The organism is Streptomyces sp. NPDC002055 (assembly GCF_040296705.1).
Lineage (GTDB): Bacteria > Actinomycetota > Actinomycetes > Streptomycetales > Streptomycetaceae > Streptomyces.
This window is the reverse complement of record NZ_JBEOXS010000003.1, coordinates 78,203-104,452: the sequence shown is the minus strand read 5'-3', so window position 1 is coordinate 104,452 and position 26,250 is coordinate 78,203. Positions and strand designations below refer to the sequence as shown.

The 26,250-nt window shown below is 72.9% G+C and carries 23 protein-coding genes and 1 pseudogene; 4 read left to right on the top strand and 20 right to left on the bottom strand.

Annotated elements, in window-relative coordinates:
- On the top strand, nt 1–534 hold the full coding sequence (locus ABT112_RS02455) for an alkyl hydroperoxide reductase (RefSeq protein ID WP_351504667.1): 534 nt from the start codon (nt 1–3) through the stop codon (nt 532–534).
- A 259-nt stretch (nt 535–793) separates the two neighbouring features.
- Here the strand turns inward: ABT112_RS02455 and ABT112_RS02450 are convergent, their stop codons facing one another.
- From ABT112_RS02450 to ABT112_RS02435, 4 genes are all read right to left on the bottom strand, one after another.
- A complete protein-coding gene (locus ABT112_RS02450) occupies nt 794–2,146 on the bottom strand; it encodes an AI-2E family transporter (RefSeq protein WP_351504664.1) in 1,353 nt (450 codons plus the stop codon).
- 133 nt (nt 2,147–2,279) lie between these two features.
- Nucleotides 2,280–2,996 carry an aggregation-promoting factor C-terminal-like domain-containing protein gene (locus ABT112_RS02445; protein ID WP_502975224.1) on the bottom strand — a complete coding sequence of 239 codons (717 nt, stop codon included), beginning with the start codon at nt 2,994–2,996 and terminating at the stop codon, nt 2,280–2,282.
- A gap of 446 nt (nt 2,997–3,442) precedes the next feature.
- Nucleotides 3,443–4,765 (bottom strand): RNA 5'-3' helicase PhoH2, encoded by a 1,323-nt coding sequence (phoH2, locus tag ABT112_RS02440; RefSeq protein ID WP_351504660.1) that lies wholly within the window; start codon nt 4,763–4,765, stop codon nt 3,443–3,445.
- Between the two features lie 688 nt (nt 4,766–5,453).
- Complete coding sequence (locus tag ABT112_RS02435) at nt 5,454–6,251, bottom strand: isoprenyl transferase (RefSeq protein ID WP_351504658.1); 798 nt, start codon at nt 6,249–6,251, stop codon at nt 5,454–5,456.
- A 112-nt stretch (nt 6,252–6,363) separates the two neighbouring features.
- Between ABT112_RS02435 and mgrA the strand changes: the two genes are divergently transcribed.
- Together mgrA and ABT112_RS02425 are read left to right on the top strand one after the other, a co-directional pair.
- Nucleotides 6,364–7,401, top strand: a complete 1,038-nt coding sequence (gene mgrA / locus ABT112_RS02430) for an L-glyceraldehyde 3-phosphate reductase (RefSeq protein WP_351504657.1) — start codon at nt 6,364–6,366, stop codon at nt 7,399–7,401.
- Between the two features lie 753 nt (nt 7,402–8,154).
- Nucleotides 8,155–8,598, top strand: coding sequence for a DUF192 domain-containing protein (locus ABT112_RS02425; protein ID WP_351504655.1), 444 nt, complete (start codon nt 8,155–8,157; stop codon nt 8,596–8,598).
- 262 nt (nt 8,599–8,860) lie between these two features.
- Here ABT112_RS02425 and ABT112_RS02420 read toward each other — a convergent pair.
- Nucleotides 8,861–9,610 (bottom strand): annotated as a pseudogene (locus ABT112_RS02420) (SDR family oxidoreductase); the annotation flags it as partial.
- A 673-nt stretch (nt 9,611–10,283) separates the two neighbouring features.
- Between ABT112_RS02420 and ABT112_RS02415 the strand changes: the two are divergent.
- On the top strand, nt 10,284–10,742 hold the full coding sequence (locus ABT112_RS02415) for an ATP-binding protein (RefSeq protein ID WP_351504651.1): 459 nt from the start codon (nt 10,284–10,286) through the stop codon (nt 10,740–10,742).
- A gap of 72 nt (nt 10,743–10,814) precedes the next feature.
- Here the strand turns inward: ABT112_RS02415 and ABT112_RS02410 are convergent, their stop codons facing one another.
- From ABT112_RS02410 to ABT112_RS02340, 15 genes are all read right to left on the bottom strand, one after another.
- Nucleotides 10,815–11,585, bottom strand: coding sequence for a prepilin peptidase (locus ABT112_RS02410; protein WP_502975230.1), 771 nt, complete (start codon nt 11,583–11,585; stop codon nt 10,815–10,817).
- 499 nt (nt 11,586–12,084) lie between these two features.
- Nucleotides 12,085–12,720 (bottom strand): OmpA family protein, encoded by a 636-nt coding sequence (locus tag ABT112_RS02405; RefSeq protein ID WP_351504647.1) that lies wholly within the window; start codon nt 12,718–12,720, stop codon nt 12,085–12,087.
- Between the two features lie 7 nt (nt 12,721–12,727).
- Nucleotides 12,728–13,321, bottom strand: coding sequence for a hypothetical protein (locus tag ABT112_RS02400; protein ID WP_351504645.1), 594 nt, complete (start codon nt 13,319–13,321; stop codon nt 12,728–12,730).
- Between the two features lie 39 nt (nt 13,322–13,360).
- Nucleotides 13,361–14,059 (bottom strand): pilus assembly protein TadG-related protein, encoded by a 699-nt coding sequence (locus ABT112_RS02395; RefSeq protein WP_502975229.1) that lies wholly within the window; start codon nt 14,057–14,059, stop codon nt 13,361–13,363.
- Nucleotides 14,056–14,304 (bottom strand): hypothetical protein, encoded by a 249-nt coding sequence (locus tag ABT112_RS02390; protein WP_351504641.1) that lies wholly within the window; start codon nt 14,302–14,304, stop codon nt 14,056–14,058. The genes ABT112_RS02395 and ABT112_RS02390 overlap by 4 nt, the downstream gene beginning before the upstream one ends.
- Before the next feature lie 233 nt (nt 14,305–14,537).
- Nucleotides 14,538–15,587 (bottom strand): response regulator, encoded by a 1,050-nt coding sequence (locus ABT112_RS02385; RefSeq protein ID WP_351504639.1) that lies wholly within the window; start codon nt 15,585–15,587, stop codon nt 14,538–14,540.
- Nucleotides 15,584–17,419 carry a sensor histidine kinase gene (locus tag ABT112_RS02380; RefSeq protein WP_502975223.1) on the bottom strand — a complete coding sequence of 612 codons (1,836 nt, stop codon included), beginning with the start codon at nt 17,417–17,419 and terminating at the stop codon, nt 15,584–15,586. Before ABT112_RS02380 ends, ABT112_RS02385 begins: the two co-directional genes overlap by 4 nt.
- A 35-nt stretch (nt 17,420–17,454) precedes the next feature.
- Nucleotides 17,455–18,342, bottom strand: coding sequence for a DUF5936 domain-containing protein (locus ABT112_RS02375; RefSeq protein ID WP_351504637.1), 888 nt, complete (start codon nt 18,340–18,342; stop codon nt 17,455–17,457).
- A gap of 13 nt (nt 18,343–18,355) precedes the next feature.
- Nucleotides 18,356–19,294 (bottom strand): type II secretion system F family protein, encoded by a 939-nt coding sequence (locus ABT112_RS02370; protein WP_351504635.1) that lies wholly within the window; start codon nt 19,292–19,294, stop codon nt 18,356–18,358.
- A 157-nt stretch (nt 19,295–19,451) separates the two neighbouring features.
- Nucleotides 19,452–20,789, bottom strand: coding sequence for a TadA family conjugal transfer-associated ATPase (locus ABT112_RS02365; protein ID WP_351504633.1), 1,338 nt, complete (start codon nt 20,787–20,789; stop codon nt 19,452–19,454).
- Between the two features lie 22 nt (nt 20,790–20,811).
- Nucleotides 20,812–21,360, bottom strand: a complete 549-nt coding sequence (locus ABT112_RS02360) for a TadE/TadG family type IV pilus assembly protein (RefSeq protein ID WP_351504630.1) — start codon at nt 21,358–21,360, stop codon at nt 20,812–20,814.
- Nucleotides 21,357–22,991 carry a CpaE/TadZ family protein gene (locus ABT112_RS02355; RefSeq protein WP_351504628.1) on the bottom strand — a complete coding sequence of 545 codons (1,635 nt, stop codon included), beginning with the start codon at nt 22,989–22,991 and terminating at the stop codon, nt 21,357–21,359. The genes ABT112_RS02360 and ABT112_RS02355 overlap by 4 nt, the downstream gene beginning before the upstream one ends.
- Nucleotides 22,992–22,999: 8 nt before the next feature.
- Nucleotides 23,000–23,713, bottom strand: coding sequence for a Flp pilus assembly protein CpaB (gene cpaB, locus ABT112_RS02350; RefSeq protein WP_351504625.1), 714 nt, complete (start codon nt 23,711–23,713; stop codon nt 23,000–23,002).
- A gap of 151 nt (nt 23,714–23,864) precedes the next feature.
- Nucleotides 23,865–24,722: a hypothetical protein gene (locus tag ABT112_RS02345; protein ID WP_351504623.1), complete on the bottom strand. Its 858-nt coding sequence runs from the start codon at nt 24,720–24,722 to the stop codon at nt 23,865–23,867.
- A 487-nt stretch (nt 24,723–25,209) separates the two neighbouring features.
- Nucleotides 25,210–26,100, bottom strand: a complete 891-nt coding sequence (locus ABT112_RS02340) for a S1 family peptidase (RefSeq protein WP_351504621.1) — start codon at nt 26,098–26,100, stop codon at nt 25,210–25,212.
- Nucleotides 26,101–26,250 lie beyond the last annotated feature (150 nt).

Here is a 26,250-nt window from a genome sequence, read left to right as displayed (position 1 = left end):
ATGGCCCTCGACGAGCTGAAGTCCGCCGTTCCGGACTACGCCAAGGACCTGAAGCTGAACCTCGGTTCGGTCATCGGCAACTCCGACCTGCCGCAGCAGCAGCTGTGGGGCACGGTGCTCGCCTGCGCGATCGCCACCCGCTCGCCGCGCGTGCTGCGGGAGCTGGAGCCGGAGGCCAAGGCCAACCTGAAGCCCGAGGCGTACACCGCGGCCAAGTCGGCCGCCGCCATCATGGCGATGAACAACGTCTACTACCGGACCCGGCACCTGCTGTCGGACCCGGAGTACGGCAACCTGCGCGCGGGTCTGCGGATGAACGTCATCGGCAACCCGGGCGTGGAGAAGGTCGACTTCGAGCTGTGGTCGCTGGCGGTCTCCGCGATCAACGGCTGCGGCATGTGCCTGGACTCGCACGAGCAGGTGCTCCGCAAGGCCGGTGTGGACCGCGAGACGATCCAGGAGGCGTTCAAGATCGCCTCTGTGCTCCAGGCCGTCGGCGCGACCCTCGACGCCGAGGCCGTGCTGGAGGGCTGAGCTTCTCCCCCTTCGCGATGAGGGCCACGCGGTTGCCGCGTGGCCCTCATGCGTATGCCCGGACGGAGAACGCGCCCGCCCGGTGCGGACCGGGCCCGAGCTGATGCACCGGTGGCACGAGCGGATACACCGGTGGCCCGTCCGGATCCGGACGGGCCACCGGCACAGGTGCGGTGCCGCGCGCGACAGCACGGGCAGGCCCCGAGGTCCGCCGTCCGGATCGGGCCGGATCGATCGGTCCGGAGCCGGACGCCAGGGATCAGACGCGCGGGGCCTCTTCCGCCGGTGGCACCGACTGCCCGGTGGGAACGGCCGTCCCCACCGCGACCGGCGCGGGCACCGGGACGACCCGCAGCGCCTGCTCCTGGGAGAACTTGCGCAGATAGCCGACGACGGTGTTGGTGACGGCCACCAGCGGGACCGCCACCACCGCGCCGCCCACTCCGGCGACCAGCGAGCCCGCGGCGACCGAGAGCACCACGGCCAGCGGGTGCACCCGGACCGCGCGCCCCAGGATGAACGGCTGCAGCACATGGCCCTCGATCTGCTGCACCGCGAGCACCACCACGAGCACCATCAGCCCGGTGAAGACGCCCTGGGTGACCAGCCCGACGATGACCGCGAGGGCACCCGAGACCACGGCTCCGACCAGCGGGACGAACGCGAAGAGGAAGATGAAGACCGCGAGCGGCACGGCCATCGGCACATCGAGGAACCAGATGCCGAGACCGATGAAGATCGCGTCGATCATCGCCACTATGACCGTGCCGCGGACGTAGGCGGTGAGCGTGCGCCAGGCGCGCGGACCGGCGCCGGCGACGCCCTCCCGGGCCGCGCTCGGCACCAGCTTCAGCAGCCAGTTCCAGATCTTGGGGCCGTCGTGCAGCAGGAACAGCGTGCTGAACATCGCCAGCAGGATGCCCGTCAGGAACTCCAGGATGACGGTGACGCCCTCGAGCCCGGCGGAGGTGATCTCCTCGGTGTTGGACCCGACCGCGTCCCGCAGGCTCTGGGCGATGTCCTTGATCTGCGCCTCGGTGACGTGGAACGGGCTCTGCAGCAGCCACTTCTGGAGCTCGTCGATACCGTCCTGGACGCGCAGGGAGAGGTTGTCGATGTTGTCCATCACCTGCCACACCACGAACCAGCCGACCAGGCCCATGATGACGAAGCCGGTGATGAAGGTGAGCGTGGTGGCGAGCCCGCGCGGCAGGCCGACTCTTCGGAGCCGGCCCACGGTGGGCTGGAGCAGGGCGGTGATCAGCAGGGCCGCCACGAAGGACAGCACCACCAGCTGGACGGCGCTGATGACGCGCATCAGCACGAAGAGCGTGCCCGCGAGGACGAGCAGCCGCCAGCCGGCCTCCGCGGCCACCCGTACGCCCCAGGGGACCGCGGCGACCGGATCGGGCTTCGCGGCGACCGCCGGAGCGTAGGCGGGAGGGGCGGGGACGTGGTCCGGCTCCCGGTCGGCGTCCTCGGGCGGGCCCGCCGGGCCGCCCTCGTGCTCGTCGGCCGCGGCCGCCGCCGCGCGCCGCCGGTCGTCCAGCCACGCGGTGAAGCCGTGCAGCCTGGACCCCAGACCGCCCACCCACTGCGGCAATGTGGACATGTCCCTTCCGCCCCCTCTCCCCGCGTCGTTGTCCTGAAAACCGTACCCCGGACACGACGAAGCCCCCGACCCTTGTGGACGGGGGCTTCGCGGGTGTCTTCGCCTCAGCGGACCGGAGTCCGGGCGGGACTGCCTAGTACCAGCTGTTGGCCTGCCAGAAGTCCCAGGCACCGCAGGGGCTGTCGTAGCGCTCGTTCATGTAGTTCAGACCCCACTTGATCTGCGTGGCGGGGTTGGTCTTCCAGTCGGCGCCGGCGGACGCCATCTTGGAACCGGGAAGCGCCTGAACGAGACCGTACGCACCGGAGCTGGCGTTGGTCGCCTGGTAGTTCCAGGTGGACTCGTGGTCCACGATGTTGCTGAAGCACTGGAACTGGTCGGCCGGCATCATCTGCCGCGCCATGGCCTGCACCTGGGCGACCGTGTAGGACGCCTGGACGGGGAAGTCACCGGAGTCGCGGGTGGAGCGGCTGGCCACACTGGCGGCCTTCTCGCGCGCCTTGGCCTTGGCCTCCGCCTTGGCTTCGGCCGCCTTCCGGTCCGCTTCGGCCTTCTTGTCCGCCGCGTCCTTGGCCGCCTGCTTGCGGGCCGCTTCCTCCGCGGACTTCTTCGCTGCCGCGTCCGCCGCGGTGGACTGGGCGTCCGCCTGCTGCGTCAGCGACGCGGTCTGCGCCTGGGTCTGGTTCCCGGCGGATATGTCTGCGAGGAGCGTCGCATCAGCAGCTGTCGCCTCGGCGGGCTCGGTGGTCGAACCCGGCGTGCTACCCGAGGCAACACCGACGACAGCGCCGACGGTGGTGACTGCGGTGGCCGAAGCCACTGCGAATCCCCGGACCGAAATCCGGCTCACACGGTTTCCTTCCAGCATCGCCCGCTTAGGTGACCTCGCGGACGCAATCGTGCCCCTGGCGCTGGCCTCCCCTTGTTCCGGTCCCGGTGGTGCTGGGTCCGGCTGGTCACGGGAGGCACTGGCCCGGTGCGAACTCCCTCGGGAGTTCCGCGTGGTGCTCGGGCGGCATACGGCGAACGCCTGTTGAGTTTTGTGGTGCCGCACCGCTGGGGGTGCCGGTGTGCCGTATGCGGGGCCTGACAGGACCCAGACTCTGCCCGAAGCCGACGCCTTGAGGCAATTCTGCGTTGCGTGTGAAAGCTCACATCCCGTTTGGGCCAGCGCTTTTTCGGAAACCCCCGCGCACGACAACGCCGCGCGGCTAAGCTCCTTCGCTTTGCCGCGCGGCGTCCCGGTATGAAGGTGTACGGAGCTCTATGAACCCGTCAAACGGGTCCGTATCCGCCTCAGATGCGGGATTCCTCCAGCATTTCGGTCACCAGGGCCGCAATCGGGGAGCGCTCCGAGCGGTTCAGCGTGACGTGCGCGAAGAGCGGATGGCCCTTCAGCTTCTCGACGACCGCGACGACCCCGTCGTACCGCCCGACCCGCAGGTTGTCGCGCTGCGCCACGTCATGGGTGAGCACCACGCGCGAGTTGGCCCCGATCCGGGACAGCACGGTCAGCAGGACGTTCCGTTCGAGCGACTGCGCCTCGTCGACGATCACGAAGGCGTCGTGCAGCGACCGCCCGCGGATGTGGGTCAGCGGCAGCACTTCGAGCATGCCGCGGCCGACCACTTCCTCGATGACGTCGCGCGACGTCACCGCGGACAGCGTGTCGAAGACGGCCTGCGCCCACGGGCTCATCTTCTCCGCTTCGCTGCCCGGCAGATAGCCCAGGTCCTGCCCGCCCACCGCGTACAGCGGCCGGAAGACCATGACCTTCTGGTGCTGGCGGCGTTCCAGCACCGCCTCCAGGCCGGCGCACAGCGCGAGCGCGGACTTGCCGGTGCCGGCCCGGCCGCCCATGGAGACGATCCCGACCTCCTGGTCGAGCAGCAGGTCCAGGGCGATCCGCTGTTCGGCGGAGCGGCCGTGGATGCCGAACGCCTCGCGGTCGCCGCGCACCAGCCGGACCCGGCCGTCGGCGGTGACCCGGCCCAGTGCCTTGCCGCGCTCGGACTGGAGCACCAGTCCGGTGTGGACCGGCAGCTCCGCCGCCTGCGCCACATGAACACTGTCCGCCGCGAAGAGCTCGTCCACCTCCTCCGCGCCGACGGCGAGCTCCGCCATGCCGGTCCAGCCGGAGTCGGTGATGGCGAGTTCGGCGCGGTACTCCTCGGCGAGCAGACCCACCGACGACGCCTTGATCCGCAGCGGCAGGTCCTTGGACACGACGGTCACGTCGTACCCCTCGGCCTGGAGGTTCCTGGCCACCGCCAGGATCCGCGAATCGTTGTCCCCCAGCCGGAAGCCGGCCGGCAGGACGCCCGGGTCGGAGTGGTTGAGCTCGACCCGGAGCGTGCCGCCCAGCTCCCCGATCGGGATCGGCGCGTCGAGGCGTCCGTAGGTCACCCGGTATTCATCGAGCAGGCGGAGGGCCTGCCGGGCGAAGTAGCCGAGCTCCGGATGGTGTCGCTTGGCCTCCAACTCCGTGACCACGACGACGGGAAGCACGACCTCGTGCTCGTCGAAGCGGCTCATGGCCGACGGGTCTGCCAGCAGGACGCTGGTGTCGATGACGTAGGTGCGCCGGTCGTGCGCGCGGCGCTTGTTACTGGTCACCACGGGTGGACGAACCCCCTCGGATGAGGTCGGGGTGCGACGGCGTCGCCGGGGAATGGACCGGGCTCGGGCCGCGATGCACGGGCCGTGCGCCGGCCCCTCACGATGTCCGTCCGCGGCTCGTCGGCTCCTGCCGAGCGAACCGCACGGTCGTCCGTGTGCAAAGGGCCTCCCGGGCGGGCGACCCCATGCCACCCGCTGGTGCCGGACGCCCGTGGACCGGGCGTCGACGTGACTGAGATATTCCCTCGAACGTGCGCCGCCATGCCATGGCATATGACGGCGCGACGGTGAACGTTGGGCAACAGCGCCGTCCAACTTGCGGCGATACGCGGCTCACCCTACGGAATGTCCCCGCCGGCTTCCGGTGCGCGGCGGACGGCAACGGGCCGCCGCACCGGTCTCAATCGGCCACCGCCGGCCCCCGGCCGGGCCGCTCGGCGCCACGCCGGGCCGGGCCGAACGTGGTCCGAACGGGCCACTGCACACGGCCGTGCGGCTCATACGACAGAGGGGTTCCTCCGCTACCCCGGCCGGAGCAACGCGGGGTCACCCACGCCCCCGGGCGTGCTCCGGTGCGAGGGGTGGAGCGCTCGTCCCGGGCCGGCCGGGTGCGGGCCGGGGCTTCACGGCCCGTGGCACGAGGATCGGCCGGGTGCCGGCCGCGGTGCGTGCCGCGGCCGGCCGGGCGTCAGCCCCCGTAGCGCCGGTGGCGGGCCGCGTAGTCGCGCAGCGCCCGCAGGAAGTCCACCTTCCGGAACGCGGGCCAGAAGACTTCGCAGAAGTAGTACTCGGAGTGGGCGCTCTGCCAGAGCATGAAGCCCGACAGCCGCTGCTCACCGCTGGTACGGATCACCAGGTCGGGGTCGGGCTGGCCGCGCGTGTACAGGTGCTCGGCGATGTGCTCGACGTCGAGCACCTCGGCGACCTCCTGGATCGACTTGCCGCGCCCGGCCTGCTCCAGGAGCAGCGAGCGCACCGCGTCCGCGATCTCCTGACGGCCGCCGTAGCCCACGGCCACGTTCACCACGATGCCGTCGACACCGCTGGTCGCCTGCTCGGCCTCCTTGAGGACGGCCTGGGTGCGCGGGGGCAGCAGATCGGGCGCGCCGACGTGGCTGACCCGCCAGCGGCCGTCGGCCCCGAGGTCGCGGACCGCGTCCTCGATGATGCCGAGCAGCGGGACGAGCTCCTCCTCGGGCCGGTCGAGGTTGTCCGTCGACAGCAGCCACAGAGTGACGACCTCGACGTCCGTCTCGGCGCACCAGCCGAGCATCTCCTTGATCTTCTCGGCCCCGGCCTGGTGGCCCTGCTCGGCGGTACCGCCGGAGGCACGGGCCCACCGCCGGTTGCCGTCGAGAATGACGCCGATGTGCTTGGGCGCCTGATCGTGGTCGAGGCGGCCTTCCACCCGGCGCGCGTAGAGCCTGTAGGCCAGGTCACGTACCACCCGCGGATACGGGGAGCGGCCCCCGGACAAACGCAGCATCGCCTTCTTCAGCCCCTCCGTGACATGGCGGCCCCGAAGCCAGAAGCCTACTGCGCGCTCGGCCTCCGCCACCAACCCGGCCGGGGCGGAACCCCGTGATAGGGAGGGCGGTGTGACAGACACCTCCCCTTTCCTCGCCGCCGATGAGCGCTACGACACGATGCGCTACCGGCGCACGGGCCACAGTGGCCTCAAGCTGCCCGCGATCTCCCTCGGGCTGTGGCACAACTTCGGCGACGACCGCACCCTGCAGTCGCAGCGCTCGATCCTGCGCCGCGCGTTCGACCTGGGGGTGACGCATTTCGACCTGGCGAACAACTACGGGCCCCCGCCCGGCTCGGCCGAGCTGAACTTCGGCAAGCTCTTCGCCCAGGATTTCCGCCCCTACCGGGACGAACTGGTCCTCTCCACCAAGGCCGGTTACCTGATGCACCCCGGCCCGTACGGCGAGTGGGGCTCCCGGAAGTACCTGCTCTCCTCGCTCGACGCCTCGCTGCGGCGGATGGGTGTCGACTACGTGGACATCTTCTACTCGCACCGGTTCGACCCGGACACCCCGCTGGAGGAGACGATGGGCGCGCTCGCGTCCGCCGTGCGGCAGGGCAAGGCCCTGTACGTCGGCGTCTCCTCCTACAGCGCGGAGCAGACCCGGGAGGCGGCCCGGATCCTGCGCGACATGGGCGTACGGCCGCTGATCCACCAGCCTTCGTACTCCATGATCAACCGCTGGACCGAGGACGACGAGCTGCTCGACACCCTGGAGGCGGAGGGCATGGGATGCATCTCCTTCGCGCCGCTCGCGCAGGGTCTGCTGACGGACAAGTACCTCGACGGCGTGCCGGAGGGCTCGCGGGCGTCCCAGGGCAAGTCCCTGGACCCGGGCCTGCTGAGCGACGACGTCGTGCGGCGGCTGCGGGGACTCCACGCCATCGCCGAACGGCGCGGACAGTCCCTCGCCCAGCTGGCCCTGACCTGGGTGCTGCGGGACGAGCGGATGACCTCGGCGCTGATCGGCGCGTCGAGCGTGCGGCAGCTGGAGGCCAATGTCGCGGCGCTGGACGGCCCGCCGCTCACGGCGGACGAGCTGACGGAGATCGACTCCTTCGCCCGCTCCACGGAGGGCGTGAACATCTGGGCTGCGCGGAGCTGAGGCCCCTGCGGGTTCCGGGGGCGGGATCCGGGTGGGCTGAGATCCGGGTGGGCTGAGATCCGGGTGAGCCGAGTTCGGGGTGGCCTTGGCTCTGGGGGCCTCGCTCCGGGGGCCTCGCTCCAGGGGGCGAGGTCCTGGTGAGGCGGGCCCGAGGGGCCGGGATCCGGAGTTCCTCGGGGCGAGCGGCGTGGGGCGGCTCCGGCGCACTGGGCAAAAAAGCGGGCCGGTCCGTGGGGGGGATACGGACCGGCCCGAGGGGGGGTTTCCACCATAGCGGCTCATAGGGCGTGGTCGGGGCAATGACGGGAGTGACGGCGCGGTGCGCGCGTCGGCCGTCTCCGCCGCGGCCCCCGGCAGGCCCGTCACGCTGGGCCGGGACCGCTCGGGACGGGTCCGGAGACGACTTTGGGAGAGGGGTTAGACGCGGGAGGGGAGCCTTGACTTCCGCCCCGTCCGTCCCAGCAGTCCCAGACGGCCGCTCCCGGACAGGGCCGCTCCCGGACAAAGACGCTCCCGGCCAGGGACGGCGCGTCGGGCACGGGTGGGGAGGGGCAGACGGGTGGCTCCGGGCGGGGAGCCGGGTACGCAGGCGGGTACGGGCCGCCGGGGGCGGGCCGGGTTCGGACGGCCGGCTACGGGCCGGGGGCGCAGGCGGATACGGGCCGGGGGCGCAGGCGGGTGGCTCCGGGGAACCGGGGCGATCCGCGACAGGGAACGGCCCGGTGCGCCGGGTCCGGCAGAGCAGGAGGACGGATGGGCCGCTGGCAGGACGGCAGGAGCACGTTACGGATCGGCGGGGCCGGGGGCGGGAGCACGGGGCTGTCCGAGGCTCGGGAGGCATCGCTGAGCGAGGCGCCGCCCGCTGGTCAGGGGTCGTCCCGGGCCCCGGGTCCGGCCATTCCGGTGGAGATCGCCACGTCCTACCGGGCACGCACCCGCGGTCTGCTCGGGCGCGACGGCATCGAGGGGGCGCTGCTGCTCACCCCGGCCAGTGGGGTGCACACCTTCCGTATGCGGTTCCCCATCGACGTCGCCTATCTGGACCGGCGGCTGCGGGTCATCGCCGTGCGCACCATGAAGCCCGGCCGGCTGGGCCTCCCCCGGCTGCGCGCCCGGCACGTCCTGGAGGCGGAGGCCGGCGCGATGGCGCGCTGGGGGCTGCGGCCCGGTGCGGAGGTCGAGATCGAGATCGGCTGACGGGTCCGCCGCCGGCACAGCCCGGCGCACGCGCGCCGGTCGTCCGTCCGCCGCTCCCGCGCCTCTTCTCCTACTCCTCGGGCTTCCTCTCCCCGGGCTTCTCCTTGCCGGGCTTCTGCTCCCCGGGCGCCTCCTCCCCGGGCTTCTGCTCCCCGAGATCCGTCTTCTCGGGAGCCTTCTCGGGATGCGTCTTCTCGGGGTCCGTCATCCCCTGCTGCGGGGGCCGTGCCGCAGGCGGGGGCGCGCCGTTCGCCGGGCCGGCCAGGAATTCTTCGAACGTGATCCGGCCGACGGCCCGGTCCGGGACGAGGTTGCCGCCCCTCCGCAGGCCCGCGACGAGGGCGCCGGGCAGCCGCAGCGGGACGACGCGGCGTCGGACGCCGGCGGCCCGGAGACAGCTGCGGGCCAGATCGGTGGCGTCGCGGATCTCGGGTCCGCCCATGTCGGGCACGCGTCCGGCCGCCGGTCCGGCGGCCAGTTCCACCAGCCGGTCCGCGACCTCGCGGACGTCGACCGGCTGGAACCGCACCCCGGCCGCTGTGAGAACGACCGGCAGCCGCCGCTGTGCCGACGTCATCCGCGCCACCAGATCGTGGAACTGAGTGGCCCGGAGCACGGTCCAGGGGAGTCCGGAGTGCTCGATCAGCCGCTCGGCGGCCAGCTTGGCCCGGTAGTAGCCCAGCGGCAGCCGGTCGATCCCGACGATGGAGATGTAGACGAGGTGCGGCCGGCCGGCCCGTTGGGCGGCCTCGGTCAGCAGTCTGGTGGCTTCGACGTCGCCGCGGCCGTTGGCGGTGGCGCAGTGGATGACGGCGGTCACCCCGTCCAGGGCCGCGTCGAGTCCTTCGCCGGTGCGCAGATCGCCGGTCGCCCAGGTGTACGGCATCCGGTCGGCCTCGGCTCGGGGGCGCCGGCTCAGCACCCGCACCGGGATGCCGTCGTCGAGCAGCCGACGGACGACGGCCCGTCCGAGCGTGCCGGTGCCACCGGTCACCAGAACGGTTCCGTTCACCGTGCGTACCTCCCAGCAGGCGGCCCGCTCGCGGGGGCGGGCGCGGATTCGAGACGGGCCCGGCCGCGGCGGGACAGCCGAGTGCGCGCGGTCGGCTCGTCCACCGGGTGTGCGGCGGACCGGCGGGCGGGGTCGCGCGCTCGGCCGACGCCCTCCGATGCCGGTGCCGTTGCCGGTCCGGACGCCTCAGCTTGTCATGGGCACCGGGCGGAGGAGGTGATCGGAGTCACCGGATGGGCCGTTCGGCCGTTCCGTCGTCCCTCCGGCTCGGCTGATGGCTGTGCCGTACGGAACTCCCGTGGCGGCCGGGAGGCTTGTCCCGCCCGAGAGCGACGCACCGTCATTCGACTCCCCCGTCGGCTGCGTCCATGACAGAGGACGCGTCGCCTGCTGTGACCCTCCGATGCCCGAGGGTGATGACGCGGGGGCGCACCTCAGCCGTGTTCCGGTGTGCTTTCGCTCACCGCTCCGCCCCCGGCCCGGCGGGGCCGGTCCGCCGGCCGTGACTCCGGCACATCCGCTCCCACCTGGCAGAACAGCACTCCGCAGCGTGGGACTTGCGCCGGTTCGCGCTCTTGACAGCGCTCGGTTGACCGCGCTCCGGGCGGGCCGACATTCATCCCGGTCTGCCCTTGGCACGTGTACAAATTCCCCGCCTGAACAGGAGCCCCTTATGACCGTCATTGCTCCGGCCTCCGATCGCGGGTCCCTTCCCGAGCCGCCCGCATCGTGGCAGTACAGCCTCCAGGTGCCCCACGACCCCCTGGGACCGGCCATCGTCCGGTCGACCGTCCGCATGGTTCTGGACCAGCACGGACTGAACGAACTCGCGGACACGGCGGAGCTGCTGACCTCGGAGCTGGCGACGAACGCGTACCGCTACTCGACGGGCCCCGCGTCCGTGCGGCTCAAGTGGACCGACGACACCCTCCGGATCAGCGTCTGGGACACCAACCCGGCTCTGCCCTCGCCGATTCCGGCCGATCTGGAGAGCGAGGGCGGCCGGGGGCTGCTGCTCGTCCGCCTCTGTTCGGACAACTGGGGCCGTTACGCGCTCACGGAACGGCAGGTCGGATCGGGCGGGAAAGTGGTGTGGTGCGAGATCCGGCACCCGGAGGCCGCCGCGAGCTGAACGATGGGCCGCCTCGTCGAGCTGAACGACCGGCCGCCTTGTCGATGGGGGCTGTCGGCGCGCCGCGGACGTTCAGGACGCGAAGCCGCCGAGCAGCAGTCCCAGCAGAGCGCCGGTGAGCATGAACGGACCGAAGGGGACCGCGGTCTTCCGGCCCGCGCGCCGCAGCACGATGAGCCCGACGCCGTAGACCGCGCCGAGCAGGAAGCCCGCGAACGTACCCGTGAACAGGACGGCCCAGCCGTACCAGCCGAGCACCGTGCCCAGGCCGAGGGCCAGTTTGACGTCACCGAAGCCCATCCCGCTCGGGTGGATCAGGAACAGCAGGCCGTAGAGCCCGCCCAGGGCGCAGCCCCCGAGCAGGGCGCCCGGCCAGGACCCCGCGGAACCGGGGAACAGGGCGGCCACCCCGAGCAGGGCGGCGGCCCCGGCGGTCAGCGACAGGGTGAGCACATCCGGGAGACGTTTGACGGCGGTGTCGACCAGGGCGAGCGCCACCCCGACGGGCGCGAGCAGCAGCCAGACGGCCAGTTCCGGCCGCTTGCCGACGGCCGCGGAGAGCATGGCGCAGACCAGCGAGGTGAGGAGGGCGACGATCACGGCCGGGGGACCGTAGGCGTGGACGCGGTGCGGGCGGCCGCGCGCTCCGGAGGGCCCCGGCGGAGCGGCCGGCGCGGCGGGAGCGGCGGGAGCCTTGGGAGCGGCCGGACCGGTCGGTGCCGTGAGAGCGATCGGGTCGGTCGGCGTCGTGGGAGCGATCGGATCGGTCGGTGCCGTCGAGCCGGTCGGCACCGTCGGGTCCGTCGGTCCCGTCGCGTCGGTCGGTCCCGTCGCGCCAGTCAGTGTTGTCGGGTCGGTCGGTGCGGTGGGCGCATCCGGTGTGCCGTGCGCAGCCGAAGTGCCGGGCCCGGTCGGTGCGTTCGGCCCGGTCGGGCCGGTGGAGGCCGTGGGTGCGGGGAGCGTGCCGTCGGGGTGATCGTCCGGGAGGCCGGCCGGTGCCGTGGGCGCCGGGGCCGCACAGCGTGCGAGGCCGAGCCAGCCGCCGGCCGGTCCGGTGATCGGATGGCCCTCGGGGCACGCGGCGCGCCACTGCTGCTCGGGCTCGACGGCCAGCCGGTATACGGCTCGCGGCACGAACACCCCGGCGACGGCGCCGTAACAGGCGGCGAGGACGGTCAGTATCGGATGCACCCCCCGACCCTACGGGGCCGGGAACAGCGGCCGTCAGGGCAGTCCCGGGCCGGAGGGCGCGCCACGCCGTCCGGGCGGTACGGAGCCCGCACCTGCCGCGTCGGGGGCCGGACCGGGCCCGCGGAATCGGGCCGTCCTGCCCCCGCGGCGGTCATCCGCCGCCGCCCGGCTCGGCGCGGGGGAAGCTGACCTCGACACGGCGGTTCTTCTTCCGGCCCTCCTCGTCGTCGTTGCCGGCGATCGGATAGTCCTCGCCGTAACCGCGGATCTCGTAGGTGACGTCCGACCCCAGGAGCCCGGCGAGGACCCGCTGCACCGCGTCGGCGCGCTTCTTGGACAGCACGTCGCCGTGGGCGGAGGAGCCGAGGTTGTCGGTGAAGCCGAAGACCCGGACGTTCGGGGCGTCCTGTTTCTCGATCTCGTCCGCGATCTCGCGGATGCGGGACCGGGCGCCGTCGCCGATCTTCGCGCTGTCCTTGCCGAAGAGCACCTCGGCCTGCAGGGCGAAGGTGACGCTGCGGTTGGTGTCCTCCCGCCGTTCCTCACCGCCCTCGGACTCGACCACCGACGTGATGTCGAGGACCTTGGCCGGGGCGAGGGTGGCACCGTTCACCATCTTGAGCCCGGGGTCGTCGGCATCGACGCGCACCGGCGCCGCCGCGGGCCCGGGCAGCCCGGGCGGGTCGTCCGCCACGGCGTGCGGGGCGGGGACGAGCGTCAGCGCGGCCACGGCGCACGCGCCGACGGCGAGCGCGGCGGCCGGACGGGGGCGACGGGGCGTGGTCATGGGGCGCTCACCCGGAGATCTCGATCGAGGCGGAGGGGAAGGTCGGGATCTGGAAGTCGACCTTGCGGGTGTTCGCCGGCGGAGCGGGGAACTGGGCGAAGACGGGGACGCTCTTGCCTGCTTCGATGTCCGATTCGAAGGTGGTGCACAGGGGGCGGCCCTCGGTGTCCCGGAGGACGTAGTAGCGCTTCTTGCCGGTGCTGTCGACGAGGGTGGCTCCGCCGAGGGACTCGCCGTGCTTGAGAACCTCCTCCTCGTCGCCGCTCCAGTCGGTGGCATCGGTCGAGATGAAGTCCTCGTCGCTGGTGTTCTTCAGTGTTCCGGAGACGGTCACGAACCCCCCGGAGTCCCGATCGGCCTTGGTGACCGTGATGATCAGTCCGCTCCTGCCCTCGATCGTCGCCAGCACCTGCCTCGGCTCGGCGGCGTCGTTGTCCTGTCGCTCCGTCGCGCCGTCGCCCTTGGCCCGTTCCGTCCGCTTGGGCTCCTGCGGCTTGCCTGCCTCCTCGCCACCACAGCCGGAAACGACGAGAACCAGAGCGGCCGCCAGCGCGACCGCGGCGGTGCCCCTTCGGGCCCCTGATGTCTGCCCAGTGCTCATGAACCATGTGTCCTTTACTCGTCGTTCGCTGGGTGCCGCTCAGTCCCTGAGGTGAACGGAGAACAGATCCGCCGCTTCCGGGAGGGGAGCGCCGTCCCCGGGGCCGATGACCCAGACCTGACCGTCGCAGTCGAGTTCGAGCCCCGGCTTCTCCTCGTCGGCCTCCGGGTCCTCCTCGCCGCCGGGCTCGTCCGTCTCCTCCGGTTCGTCGTCGGCGGGACCGGTCGCGCCGTCGTCGGGACGGCCGGACGCGGTGCCGGAGGGAGTCGGCGCAACGCGGCAGAGCGGCTCGACGACCGCGGTCGCCGTGGCACGGGCGTGCCGGTTCTCCGTGCCGGGAACGATGGAGTCGCCGACGGTGCTCCGGGTCTCCACGGTCACGGTGAACCCGTCGTCCACCCGACGGCAGCCCTCGCCCCCCACGACATCGGCGTCGTTCCGGGCCGCGAAGGACTGCGCCTCGGCGCACGCGGTCGCGAACTCGACTCCCTGCCCGTTCAGCAGGTCCAGCAGGTCACCGAGGTCGAGGAGGGGGTCCAGCAGGGCCGTGCGCAACTGGGCGCGCGCGTCCTGGGCCGCGGCCAGCGCGGCGGCGTCGGCAGCGGTCTGGCCACCGCTGCGCCGGTCCACGGCCTGAGCGACCGCGAAGTACGCGAACGCAAGAAAGAGCAGGCCCGCCACCACCGTGATGTAGATGGGGAAGGCCTGCCCGGTGTCGCCGGACCGGCGGGAACTCAGGCCTGGCCGGTGACCTTGCTGATCTGTTCGCCGATCGCCTTGTAGATGGTTTTGCCGATCTTGGTGCCTGCCAGGGCGCCCACGATCAGGACGACGACCGCGATGATGCCCAGGTACTCGACCGCCGTCTGGCCGCGGTCCCACGGCTGGGCATAACGCTTCCGGAACGCCGCGCCGGCCGTCCTGCTCCAATGGGCCGCGCGTACCTCGGTCGTCACGTACGCCTTGGTCAGCAGATCGCTCATGATGTTCCCCTCGTTCGGGGCTCGCCCCTCGCAGAGGGGTGGCCCGGGTCCCGTGGGCGCCGTCCCCGTTCGCGGTGGTGCTCTCGCCGGTGCCGCTGTCGACCCGGGCACCGTAGGCCGACGGGAGGGTCCGGCCCCAGGGCCCAGGGGCCCAAATCCGGGCCCGGATCCGGCCGTTCGCCCGCGCGCCGGGGTGCGCTCCGGAGTCCGGCCGGCCCGTGGGCCGTGCGTCCTCAGTCACGGTGCGCTCCTCTCGCCACGCCGGCCGGGGCTCCCCGCGCGATGCCCATCCACACGGCGATCGCGGCACCGCGGCTCTCGCACCGCAACTTGCCGAAGATCCGGTTGATGTGGTTCTTGACCGTCTTCTCGCTGATGAAGCACGCGGCGGCGATGTGCTGGTTCGACATCCCTGTCGTGATCAGTTCCATCACCTCCGCCTCCCGCCGGCTCAGCCCGAACTGCGCCCGGTCCACCGGGCTTCCGCTCCGCGGCTCCCCGACTGCCCTCCACGGGTCGGCCGATGGGCTCCGCCCCCCGGAAGACCCGGCTATCGACTGTCCCATATTTCGTCGCACTTGCAAAGAAGTCCAGGATTCCAGTGGACTGCCCGGCGTCGGGACGACACCCTTGTGGGCGGCCCGGCCCTGCTGCGGCACACCGGCAGCAGGGGGCGGCACGGGCCCGGCTCCACGGGCCTCAGTGGCCGGTTCGAACCCCGTCGGCGCAGCCGGATCCCGATGCCCGCCGGGCCTCCCGGGAGCCGCCGCGGAGGGTGCGTCGTACGCTCCGGCGCGAACGTGCTCCCGCAATGCATCGGCAGCGGTCACCGTGAAATGGGCCCGCCCCGCACAGAGGTCGCGCACCGCGAGAACGAGCTGGTCGACGGTGAATTCACCGTGCACCAGATAGCCGCCCGCACCCAGCCGGAGGGCTTCCCGGACGACGTCGCGCTCACCGCTGTAGGTGAGCATCAGGACCGGTGCGAGGGGCGTCAGATGGGGCAGGGCCTCGATGCCGTCGACGCCGGGCATCCGGACATCCAGCAGGATCACGTCCGGGCGGTGCCGGAGCGCGGCGTCGTACGCCTGGCGTCCGTCGGCGGCCTCGGCGGCCACCTCGATGCCCTCGCGGCTGCCGAGCAGCGTGCTGAGGCCGGCCCGTACCACCGGGTTGTCGTCGGCGACGACCACGCGCAGCGGCCGTGAGCCGGGAGGTTCCCGGAGGGCGGCGGGCGGGGACGGGGTGGTGCCGCATCCGCCGGTGCCGGGCAGGACCGTCATGGCGTGCGGCCTCCTCTCGTTGGGCGGGAACGGGGAGGTGCGGGGTGGAGGAACTCGGGGGGTTCGGTGGGCTGTTGCTGTGGACGCGGAGGCTGTGGATCCGGAGTTTGTGGACCCGGAGTTTGTGTACCCGGCGGCTGTGGCCCGGCAGGCCGCGGACCGAGGGGTTGAGCGGCGGGTGGCTGCCGGACGGCGGGAGCGGACTGGACACCGGTAGAAGGCTGGCCGCCAGGCCGGTGGCCGACCGGAGGTACGGCGGCCATCGGCAGGTCGAGACGGACCTCGGTGCCGCTGCCCGCGCCGCCGCGCCCGATCCGCAGCCGCGCGCCGAGCGCCGCCGCGCGCTCCACCATGCCGACGAGCCCGAAGTGCCCGCCCTTGCGCAGGCCGTCCAGCGTGGTGCCGGGCGGCAGTCCGCGGCCGTCGTCCAGGACCCGGAGGCACAGCATCCGGTCCGCGACGCCCGCCTCCACCACCACATGCTCCGCACGGGCGTGCCGGGCGGCGTTGTCCAGGGCTTCCCCCACGATCACCAGCAGCTGGCGCGCCACGGCGTACGGCACCGGGGGCACGGGGGCCTCGTTCAGCGGGCGGACCCGGGCGTCGAGGCCGCTCCGGCCCGCGAAGTCGGCCACCCGCACGGCGAGTTCCGCGGGAAGGTCCGTGCCGGCGCTGTCGATGTCGGTCTCCCGGCGCAGGTCGGAGAGGAGTTCGCGGGACTCGGCGGCCGCCCGGCGGGCGGCACGGGCGACGGTTCCGGCCTGCCGTCCGACCTCGTCCGGGTCCATCCGTCCGGCGCTGCCCGCCAGGCCGTCGGCGGCGAGCGCCAGACCGTGCAGCGTCTTGGCCACCGAGTCGTGCATCTCGCGGGCCAGCCGGGCACGTTCGGCGCCCACCGCCTCGGTGACGGCGAGCCGGGCGCGGGCCTCGGTCAGGGCCCGGGTGGCCGCGCCGACCCGGAACATCAGACCGCGCAAGGTGACCCCGATGGCACCGGCGACCACACAGAACCCGGCCAGCAGATAGGCGTTGGGACCGGTGGCGTCGAGCCGGCCGTCGGCGGCGTAGAGCGTGGCCAGGAGCAGCACGTCGAGCCCGGCGAACACCCCCGCGCCGCGCCAGCCGTAGACCAGCCCGGCGAGCAGCGGAGTGCAGCTGGTGACGTACGCCAGGGTCGACTCGGGGGTCGCGGTGATGAGGAGCAGCGAGCCGAAGACCATGTCGACGGCGAGCAGCGCGGGGTGCCGCAGCAGCAGCGGGCCGAACCGCTCCCAGTCCCGGAAGAGGACGTAGGAGCCCATGAACGTGACGACGACGGCGCCCCCGACGAGGCAGGAGGGCAGGCCGGGGGCGGTCCGGGCGAGCGCGGCCGGGGCCGCGACGCCGATCATCGCCATCCGGAATCCGAGGACCTGCCGGCACAGCGCCTGGAGGGCGCTCACCTGGATGCCGAGCGAGGGTTCGCCGGAACAGTCCGGGTCGCGCGACCACTCGGGGCTGTACGGGTGCTCGGAGGGTGCGGGACGCCCGTGGCCGTGCGGGGGCTCGGACGGTGCGGGGCGCCCGTGGCCGTGCGAGGGCTCGGACGGTGCGGGACGCCCGCGGCCGTACGGGTGCTCGGACGGTGCGGGACGCCCGTGGCCGTGCGGCTGCCCGGGCGGCGGGGGACGCTCCGGGCCGTGCCCGTCCGCGGTGCGGGGCGGACGGCGCTCGGAGCCGTACGCGTGCCCGGGTCCGTACCGGTGCTCGTCGCGCCCCGGCGGACCCGGCCGTGCGGTGCCCGCGGGGTCGCCGGTCAGGCCTCCGTGCGCGACGTTCTCTCGCCGGGGCATCCGGTCGGCACCTCCTTCCACCGCGTCCGCGTCCGTCACTGTCCGGTGATCGCGCCGAAGTCCGCGCCCGAGCCGAAGACGAAGCCCGCGACCAGCAGGATCATCGTGGCCGGGACCATGAACGTGGTGATCACGGCGGTGGCCTTCGGCACGGCCCGGGCGGCTCTGCGGCGGGCGTTCTGGGCGTCCGTCCGGCGCATGTCGGTGGCGATCTGGATGAGGATGTCCACGATCGGGGCGCCCAGCTCCTCGCCCTGCTGGAGCGCCGTCACGAACATCGCGACCTGTTCGGAGTCGTTGCGCCGGCGCAGTTCGTCGAAGGCCTGCCGGCGGCTGACGCCCATGTCCATCTGGCGCAGGGTGATGCGGAGTTCGTCGGCCCACGGGCCCGCGTACTGGTCGGCGACCCGGTCCAGGGCCTGCCGGAAGCCCAGGCCCGCGCTCACCACGACGGCGAGGACGTCGAGGAAGTCGGGGAGCGTCCGCTCGATGACGTCCTTCCGCTGGCGGATCGCCGCGCGGATGCCGACATCCGTCCACCAGATACCGAAGGCGAGCAGGAGGGCGGCGAGGACGAGGTTGCCCTTGTCGAGCATGACGAACGCCCCGACGGCGCCGAGGACGCCGTAGACCGCGCGGCGGGCGGCGTAGCGGTCGAGGGTCAGGCCGCCGGGGTTGCCGGCCAGGTCGATTCGCCGCCGGACCGCGTCGACCCGCTTCGGGCCCATCATGCGCAGCACCAGGGGGGCGAAGCGCATGCCGAGCCGGTCGATCACCGAGCCGACGGCGGTCGTCCGGGAGGCGCCGACCTCCAGGGCCACGGCGAGATCGCCGGGGAGCCGGGCCTCCGCCCGGTACATGCGCAGGCCCTGGAAGGCGCCCAGGACCCCGAGGCCGATCACCGACGCGAGCAGCAGTCCCACGGTTGCGCTCCTCTCAGACGTCGATCTTCGACATACGGCGGATCAGGAAGAACCCCAGCCCGTAGAGGCCGAGGGCGACGAGCACCGCCGCCTGGCCGACGGCGGACGAGGTCATCCGGTCCAGCGATCCCGGCATGACCTGGTTCATCAGCAGCAGCGCGCCCAGCCCCAGCAGCGGCACCGCGAACGCCGTGAGGGTGACCTGGGAGAGCTGGGTGCGGACCTCGCGGCGGGTCTCCTTGCGCTCCTCCAGCGTCACGGTGAGGTTCCGCAGCGAGCCGACGACCGTGCCGCCCGCCCGGTTGGACAGGACGAGGGTGGTGACGAGGACGACGAGTTCCCGGGAGGGCAGCCGGCCGGTGAGCTCCGCCAGGGCGTCGTCGACGGAGTGGCCGACCGACAGCTTGTCCGCCACCTTGCCCAGTTCCTCACCGGCCGGTGCCTCCAGTTCGTCGGCGGCCATGGACAGCGCCGTGCGCAGGGCGAGGCCGGCCTGGGTGGCGTTGGCCAGGATCCGGGACAGCTCGGGGAGCTGGTTGATGAACCGCTCGTTGCGCCTGCCGCGCTGCCAGTTGAGGAACGCGAAGGCCGCCCAGACGCCGATCAGCCCGGCGATCGGGCCGAAGAACGCGGCGAGCACCGAGGCGCCCACGAGCCACAGCCCGCCGGCGAGGAGCGCCGTGAAGACGGTGAACTCGCCGGCGGTGAGGTCCAGGCCGGTCGCCGCGAGCCGGTTGTCGAGGTGCCGGCCGTAGCGGGTGCGCCGCAGCCGCCGGTCGAGGCCAGGGAACCGCCGCCGGCGGCCGGGGACGGGCACGGGGCCGACGGCGGTGAGCCGGTCGACGACGGCCTGCCGCTGGGCCTTCCCGGTGGCGTAGGCGTGCCCGCCGAGGACCGCGAGGCAGCAGGCCAGCAGCGTGACACCGAGGGTCGGTAGCGCGAGATGGTCCATGTCGGGGGCCGGCTTCCCTTTCGTGGGGTTCGGCGGGGCGTGGGGTTCGGCGGGCGTGGGCTTGGTCGGGGCGTGGGCTTCGGCAGGGCGTGGGCTCGGTCGGATGGGGCTGCGTCGGATCGGGTCGGCTGTCGGGAGGCCGTCGGCTGGAGGGCGGCTAGAGGGCTCTTCGGGTGTCGAGCTGGTCGTCGGAGGCGGCGACGCCGAACGCGGGCGGGACGGCCTCCCCCGCGTAGTGCAGGCGTTCGGCGGTACGGGCGGGCAGGGGCAGACAGCGGAAGCTGCCGTGCACGATCCGGTCGGCCCCCAGCGGCCGGGCGTCGAACCGGCAGACGGAGACGATGCGGAAGGGCTCCCGGCCGCGCGAGGACAGCATGGTGATCTCGTCGATCCGGCGGGATCCGTCGGCGTGCCGGGCCAGTTGGACGATGCAGTCGACGGCGCTGTTGATCTGGTCCTGGAGCGCCTCGAACGGAATCTCCACCTCCGACATGGACGCCAGCGTCTGCAGCCGCATCAGCGCGTCCTCGGCGCTGTTGGCGTGCACGGTGGCCAGCGAACCGTCGTGGCCGGTGGACATCGCCTGGAGCATGTCGAGGGTCTCGCCGCCCCGGACCTCGCCGACGATGATCCGGTCCGGGCGCATCCGCAGCGAGTTCCGCACCAGGTCGCGGATGGTGACCCGGCCCTTGCCCTCGACATTGGGCGGCCGGGTCTCCAGCCGGACCACGTGCGGCTGCTGGAGCTGGAGCTCGGCGGCGTCCTCGACGGTGATGATGCGCTCGCCCTCGGGGATCAGCCCGGAGAGGGCGTTGAGCAGCGTCGTCTTCCCGGAGCCGGTGGCGCCCGAGACGATGATGTTGAACTTGGCGCGGACCAGCGCCGAGAGCAGCATCAGCATCGGCTCGTCGAGCGTGCCGAGCCCGATCAGTTCCGGCAGCCGGTAGGCGCGGGGGAAGCGCCGGATGGTGAGCGTGGCGCCGGTGAGGGAGAGCGGCGGGACGATGACGTTGACGCGCTCACCGGAGGGCAGCCGGGCGTCGACCATCGGATTGGACTCGTCGACCCGGCGGTTGACGGTCGAGACGATGCGCTCGATGGTCTGCATCAGCTGGTCGTTGGAGGCGAAGCGCAGCGGCAGCCGCTCCACCCGGCCGGCCCGCTCGACGTAGATGTGGTCGGGCCCGTTGACCATGATCTCGGTGATGGAGGCGTCCTCGAGGAGGGGTTCCAGCACACCGAGGCCGAGTGCCTCGTCGACGACCCGGCGGATCAGCAGGGAGCGTTCGTGGGTGGAGAGGACCGGCCCCTCGCGGCTGATGATGTGGCCCAGCACGCGTTCCAGACGGGCCCGGCGCTCGGCGGCGGCGAGCAGCGACATCTCCGCGAGGTCGATCTCCTCCAGCAGCTTCGCGCGGTAGACGGCGACGAGATGGCTCTCCTCGTGCTGCCCGCCCGCCGTCTCGGGGGAGGTGATGCGCGCCCTCAGGCTCATGCGGTGCTCCTCGGTGCGGGGCTCACGGGGCCGGCTCGTCGCGGGGCATGGTGGCGGACTTCTCCACCGGGCCGAAGCTCTCTATCCCGGGGATGACCGAGGGGATCGGCACCCGAACGGTGGCGGAAGCGGCGTCGGACCCGCCGGCGTCGGAGACGACCTCGGCGCGCCGGGCGACCCAGTCGCTCATCGACGCGTGGCCCGCGGCCACCGGGTCGGTGGCGGGCTCCGCGCGGGCCGCCGTACGGGCCGCCGCGCGGGCACCGGTCCGTGCCTGCGCCGCCACGTACCCGGCGAGGCCCAGCTGCACGGCGGCGAGGACGACGACCAGCAGCACGGGCAGGAAGCCCAGGAACTCGACCGAGGCCTGACCGCGGTCCCGGGGCTGAGGACGGAGCCGGGGCCGGGGGTGCGGCGTGGCCGACGGGAGCCGGACCGACGACAGCAGATTCGACCGGCGCCGGGCCCACCGGCACCAGGCCGACGACAGCCGGTTCGACGGGAGCCGGCAAGACGGGCACCGCTCCGACGGCGGCCACCGCCGCTCCGGTCGCGCGGGTTCCGGCGTCATCCCCGGTCCTCCGTGGCCGCTCCGGCGTCCCCGGTGACCGTGAACGGGAAGGAGACCCCGCCGGGGAAGAGCACGGGGACCTTCAGACCGACGCTCACCTTCGTCAGCCCGTTCTCGGTGCGCGGAGCGCCGACCCGGGCCCCGTCGGCCCAGGCGCGGGGCAGGTCCTCGGTGGCGGCGGCCTCGACGCCGGTGCCTCCGCCCCCGGCGGCGACCGCCGCGGCGCGCGCGCCCCGGTCGGCCGCGTCACCGGCCAGGGTGAAGGTGTAGCCGACGAGCACGAACTGCCAGAGCAGCACCAGCACCACGAGGATCAGCGGGGTGATCCCCAGGAACTCGACGGAGACCTGGCCGCTGTCGGCGCCGCGCCGGCGGCGGCCCGACGCCGCCCAGCGCCCGGCCGGTCTGCGCGTTCTGCCGCCCGGAACGCCGCCCCGTCCCTCCGCTCCGGCCGGGCCGCCGCCACCGGACAGGCCCAGCTCCCCGGCCAGTCCCCACAGCGCCTGTTTGACGGTGGAGCGGCTGTCCAGGTCCTGGAGCCGGCCCGCATCGACACACGGCTGGAGCTCCTTGAAGTTCGCCGGAACCACCGTGCGGGCGACCTGGGTTCCGGTGGTCCGTCCGACGATCGCGGGCTGGATCTCGGTGGTCCGGTTGTGCCGGTTCACCACGGTGGTGGTCTCCTCGGCCTTGCGGATCTGCAGCCGGTCCCAGAGCCGCACCATCCGCTTGGCCGACCGCACCGCGACCACGTCCGGCGTGGTGACCAGCAGCGCGGTGTCCGCCATCTCCACCGCGGCCGCGTTCGCGCCGTTCATCTGGGCGCCGCAGTCGATGACGACCAGTTCGTAGCGGCTGCGCAGGGCGCTGACGATCTGCCGGGCCGCCCGGTCGCCGACCTCCTCGCCGCGCTCCCCCTCGTCCGGGGCGAGCAGCAGCCCGAGTCCGGTCGGGTGGGTGAAGAGGGCGTCCTGCAGCACTCTCGGGGAGAGGTCGCTGATGCCCGCCAGGTCGACGATCGACCGGCGGAACTGCACGTCCAGGCAGGAGGCCACGTCCCCGGACTGGAGGTCCATGTCGACCAGGGCGACGCTGCGGCCGGACGCGCGGACGGCGAGCGCCAGGTGGATCGCGGTGAGGGTGGTGCCGACGCCGCCCTTGGCGCCGGTGACCGTGACCACCGTGCCGCCGGGGCCGGTCAGCACGTCGCCGTCGGAGCCGAGGTGCCGCCGGACGCCCACCGCCCACTGGACGGTGGCCTGCACCCGGGCGGCCAGTTCGTCGTAGGAGAGCGGCAGTCCGAGGAGGCCGCGGGCGCCGGAGTCCATCGCCGCCGCGTACAGCCCGGGGCTCATGTCCGCGGTGATCAGGATGGTGCCGACCGCCGGGAAGCGGAGGGCGATGTCGCGGATCAGCTCCAGGGCGGGGACCGGGCCGATCCGCTCGTGGACGAGCACCACCTCGGGCAGGTCCATGACGGACTCGCCGGCGAGCCGGGCGAGGGTGTCGACCAGCGCGGTGGAGTCGGCGGCGGCCGGCAGCGGCTCGGTGTCGGGCAGCTGGCCGATCAGCGTGGTGATCGCCCGGGCGGCGTCGGGATCGCCGACGACCGGGAGGATTCGGGTGGCCATCCGGTGCCTCACCTGTCTCCGTCAAGGGTGTAGGTGCGCTCGTTCCGGGGGATCGACGCATCGCCCCCGGGAGCGACCAGGGCGAGCCGCACGCGCGTGGCGAAGGACTCCGCGTAGGCCACCCGCTGGGCGTCGCCGGTGTCCAGGGCGAAGGTGATCGGCACTGCCTCGCCGCTTCCGCCCCTGCGCCGCTCCTCGTCGTTCCGGGGCCGCAGGGCGGTGAGTTCGCCGACGTCGATGACGCGGGCCCGGTCGACGATGACCTTGGAGACGGGGGCGCGGTCGTCCCGGTCGCCCTCGAAGGTCGCGTAGATGTTGACGCTGGATCCTGGGGTGATCTTGCCGGCGACGCCGGTGGCCGCGTCGATCATGATGGCGATCTCCTGCTGCCCGGCCTGGAGTGCGGGACGGTCGGCGATCATGTCGGACTGGAGCAGGGAGCCCTTGCGCAGCGGGTTGACGGCGATCTTTCCGCGGAGGTCGCCGAGGTCGGTCACGGCGGTGCGCGGCAGCCAGCGCTCGGGCACCGATATCCGCCGGAACTGCCCGGAGTCCAGCGTCCGGTAGGCCGGCACGTCCGCCTTGAGTTCGTAGGCCGTCGTCTCCGGCCCGACCTTCGACTCCACGTCGCTGATCACGGAGAGCACGCCCGCGAAGGCTCCGCCCGCGCAGAGGACGGAGAGGAGCAGCAGGATGACGCCACGGCGCTGGCGTGAGTTCATAAGGGGATTCCTCGTCGGGGTACGGGGCCGTTGCGGGTGGCGGGTGCCGGGTGCGGCGGGCGGGGCACGGCGCGGCGCGCGTGCGGGCCGGGGTCACGCCGGGGGCCGGGCCGCACGGAGGCCACCGGGAACGGCCGGACGCGGGGAGCTCTCACCGGTTCGGGCCGCCGTGGGACGCCGCCGGGAGCTCGGGCCGGAGCAGCGGGGCGGAGCAGAAGGCACAGCGGTCGCCGATGAATTCGAGCCCGCACCAGTGACAGAGGTCCCGGCGCACCGAGGCGACGAGCTGGTACAGCATCACGGGATCACGGATGGCGGCCGCGAATTCGATGAGCTTTCCGGTGCCCCACCAGCGGGGCGATTCCTCGGGGAGCCGGGCGTCCTGGACCTCCTGGACGCGCCACTGCCGGGCGAGGGTGCCGGTGACCCAGTCGGACCGGAGCCGGCCGCCCGCCACGGTGAGCCGGGTGTCGAAGCCGGGGCCCTCCAGCGTGGTGTCCGGCCGGACGCGGACGAGCCGGGCCTCGGGGGCGGCGAGGACGCCGTAGCGGGTGCCCGGCAGCCAGGAGCCGAGGTGGGACGCGAGGCCGACGGGCATCCGGTCGAGCCGGGCGACGGAGGCGAGCAGCGCGCCCGCGTGGATGTAGTGGGAGAGGAGCCGGGCCGCGGAGGCGAGGACTCCGGGGCTGAAGTCGCCGAGCGACAACTGGCGTAACTGGCGGACGAGCACGGCGACGGCGAGCGGCGGGAGGCCGACCGGCAGCAGGGCGATCCGGTCGCTCTCCATGACCGACCGCACGGTGTGCAGGCGCCGGACGAAGTCCCGGTCGATCGAGGAGGGGTAGAGCGCGATGACGTAGCCGTGCTGTTCGACCAGGACCTGGAAGGTGGTCAGTGCCGCCTCCAGCTCCTGCCGGGCGGGCGGCTGCAGCACGACCGCGGTGGGCGTGTGCCGGTCGGCCGGCGGAAGCACCAGCTCGGGGCTGGTGACTGCTATGGCGGTGAGCACGTGTGGTTCCCCGTTCCACTCCGCACCCGGCCGGACCCGGGGACGGTAGATCATCCCTGTACGCACTGCTCGAGGTGATGGCGCTGCCCCCTGACGCCTCCGCAGCTTATCCGCGCGGTGAGCGCCAGAGAACACTCCGCAAGGAACGATCAGCGCAGAGTTCATCGCCAAAACGGGCGAGACGGCCCGGATCACCCGAACACGGGCCGGTGGCGGGACGGTCGAGCGGCCGGAGGCTGCGGTGACGTGGGGGACGGCGATGACGTACGTCCGGCCCCTGAGCGGTGGCGGACAACCGGCCCACCGCCCAGGACGCGCCGCGCGGTCGCGCCCGGGCCCGGCCGCGAGGGATCCAGGGCCTGTCGTGGCGCCTGGGAAATTCCCTCCCCGAATCACCCGTTCGGCTCAGCCCGGCCCGGCGCCGGGACCACGGCATGCGGGCCGGCCGCCCCCCGGCGGCCGGCCCACGTCGGAACCGCGCGTTCCGTCAGGAGCGGAGCCCCGACGGCTTCGGCAGCTCACACCCCGGCAGCGTCAGGTCGACCTTGTTGCCGGCCCCGATGCAGCGGGTGATCCCATAGGTCTGCTGGGCGTAGTTGATGCCCTCGCGCACCGTCACCGTGCCGTTCTCGTCGACTTCACAGGGGTTGTTGTCGGTGCACCGCTCCCCGTCCTCGTTGCCGGTGTTGTTGACCGCGACGACCTTGCCGGTCGCGGCGTCGACCACGGGCGAGCCCGAGGTGCCGCCGATGGTGTCGCAGGCGGCGGTGTAGCGGACGGAGTCCTTCCAGGTCCATTCACCCTCCCGCAGCCGGTGGGCGAAGCCGTCGACGTTGCAGCTGTAGATCCGCTTCCAGTAGCCGGAGACCACCTTGATGGCGGTGCCCTGCGCCGGGCGGTCCGCGGAGAGCGGCAGGGCTCGGATGCCGTACCGGGACTCGATCGCGGCGTAGCTGGTGTTGAGCTGATAGAGCGACACGTCGGTGTCGGTCATGGTGGCGTACGCGACCTTGGTGGCCCGGAGCGTGGCCACCTTCCGGCCGGCGGAGTTCAGCAGGCTGAACGACCGGCTCGACGCCTTGTCGACGACGACCTCGCCCGCACCCGGCATGCCGCTCTCCAGGCAGTGGCCGTTGGACATCACGAGTGCGGGGTCCGCGGAGCTCGCGGAGGGCGGGCGGACCACCGAGCCGGAGCAGTTGCTGAGCGCCACGGTGCCGGCGAAGTCGACCGCCTTGACCTTCGCCCGGGGCTGCGCCGCCGGGGCCTGGGCGGCGGCCGGAGCCGACGTCAGGTCAGGACCGAGGGCTGCCGCGGGCGCTGTGCCCAGACCGGCCAGAGCGGCCGTCATGAGCGCAGTGACGAGAGGTTTTTTCATGTGGGGGTCCCCTCTGTACCGAAAATCCTTCGGTGTTGTCATGCGCATTGTGGGGGTACCGGCGGCGGAGAACAACCATGCCCTCTTGACCGTTGCATGCCATTTCCCGACGATGGGCGGGGACACCCGCACCCTTCACGCGGGGACACC

Excerpts from the sequence above, each read along its gene's own strand:
- cpaB (WP_351504625.1), bottom strand. The coding sequence starts at position 23,713 with ATGAACTCACGCCAGCGCCGTGGCGTCATCCTGCTGCTCCTCTCCGTC.
- ABT112_RS02400 (WP_351504645.1), bottom strand. The coding sequence starts at position 13,321 with ATGAGCACTGGGCAGACATCAGGGGCCCGAAGGGGCACCGCCGCGGTC.
- ABT112_RS02365 (WP_351504633.1), bottom strand. The coding sequence starts at position 20,789 with ATGAGCCTGAGGGCGCGCATCACCTCCCCCGAGACGGCGGGCGGGCAG.
- ABT112_RS02370 (WP_351504635.1), bottom strand. The coding sequence starts at position 19,294 with ATGGACCATCTCGCGCTACCGACCCTCGGTGTCACGCTGCTGGCCTGC.
- ABT112_RS02425 (WP_351504655.1), top strand. The coding sequence starts at position 8,155 with ATGGGCCGCTGGCAGGACGGCAGGAGCACGTTACGGATCGGCGGGGCC.
- ABT112_RS02415 (WP_351504651.1), top strand. The coding sequence starts at position 10,284 with ATGACCGTCATTGCTCCGGCCTCCGATCGCGGGTCCCTTCCCGAGCCG.
- ABT112_RS02380 (WP_502975223.1), bottom strand. The coding sequence starts at position 17,419 with ATGCCCCGGCGAGAGAACGTCGCGCACGGAGGCCTGACCGGCGACCCC.
- ABT112_RS02455 (WP_351504667.1), top strand. The coding sequence starts at position 1 with ATGGCCCTCGACGAGCTGAAGTCCGCCGTTCCGGACTACGCCAAGGAC.
- ABT112_RS02405 (WP_351504647.1), bottom strand. The coding sequence starts at position 12,720 with ATGACCACGCCCCGTCGCCCCCGTCCGGCCGCCGCGCTCGCCGTCGGC.
- ABT112_RS02360 (WP_351504630.1), bottom strand. The coding sequence starts at position 21,360 with ATGACGCCGGAACCCGCGCGACCGGAGCGGCGGTGGCCGCCGTCGGAG.
- ABT112_RS02435 (WP_351504658.1), bottom strand. The coding sequence starts at position 6,251 with ATGCTGCGTTTGTCCGGGGGCCGCTCCCCGTATCCGCGGGTGGTACGT.
- ABT112_RS02450 (WP_351504664.1), bottom strand. The coding sequence starts at position 2,146 with ATGTCCACATTGCCGCAGTGGGTGGGCGGTCTGGGGTCCAGGCTGCAC.
- ABT112_RS02385 (WP_351504639.1), bottom strand. The coding sequence starts at position 15,587 with ATGACGGTCCTGCCCGGCACCGGCGGATGCGGCACCACCCCGTCCCCG.
- ABT112_RS02390 (WP_351504641.1), bottom strand. The coding sequence starts at position 14,304 with ATGAGCGATCTGCTGACCAAGGCGTACGTGACGACCGAGGTACGCGCG.
- ABT112_RS02340 (WP_351504621.1), bottom strand. The coding sequence starts at position 26,100 with ATGAAAAAACCTCTCGTCACTGCGCTCATGACGGCCGCTCTGGCCGGT.
- ABT112_RS02355 (WP_351504628.1), bottom strand. The coding sequence starts at position 22,991 with ATGGCCACCCGAATCCTCCCGGTCGTCGGCGATCCCGACGCCGCCCGG.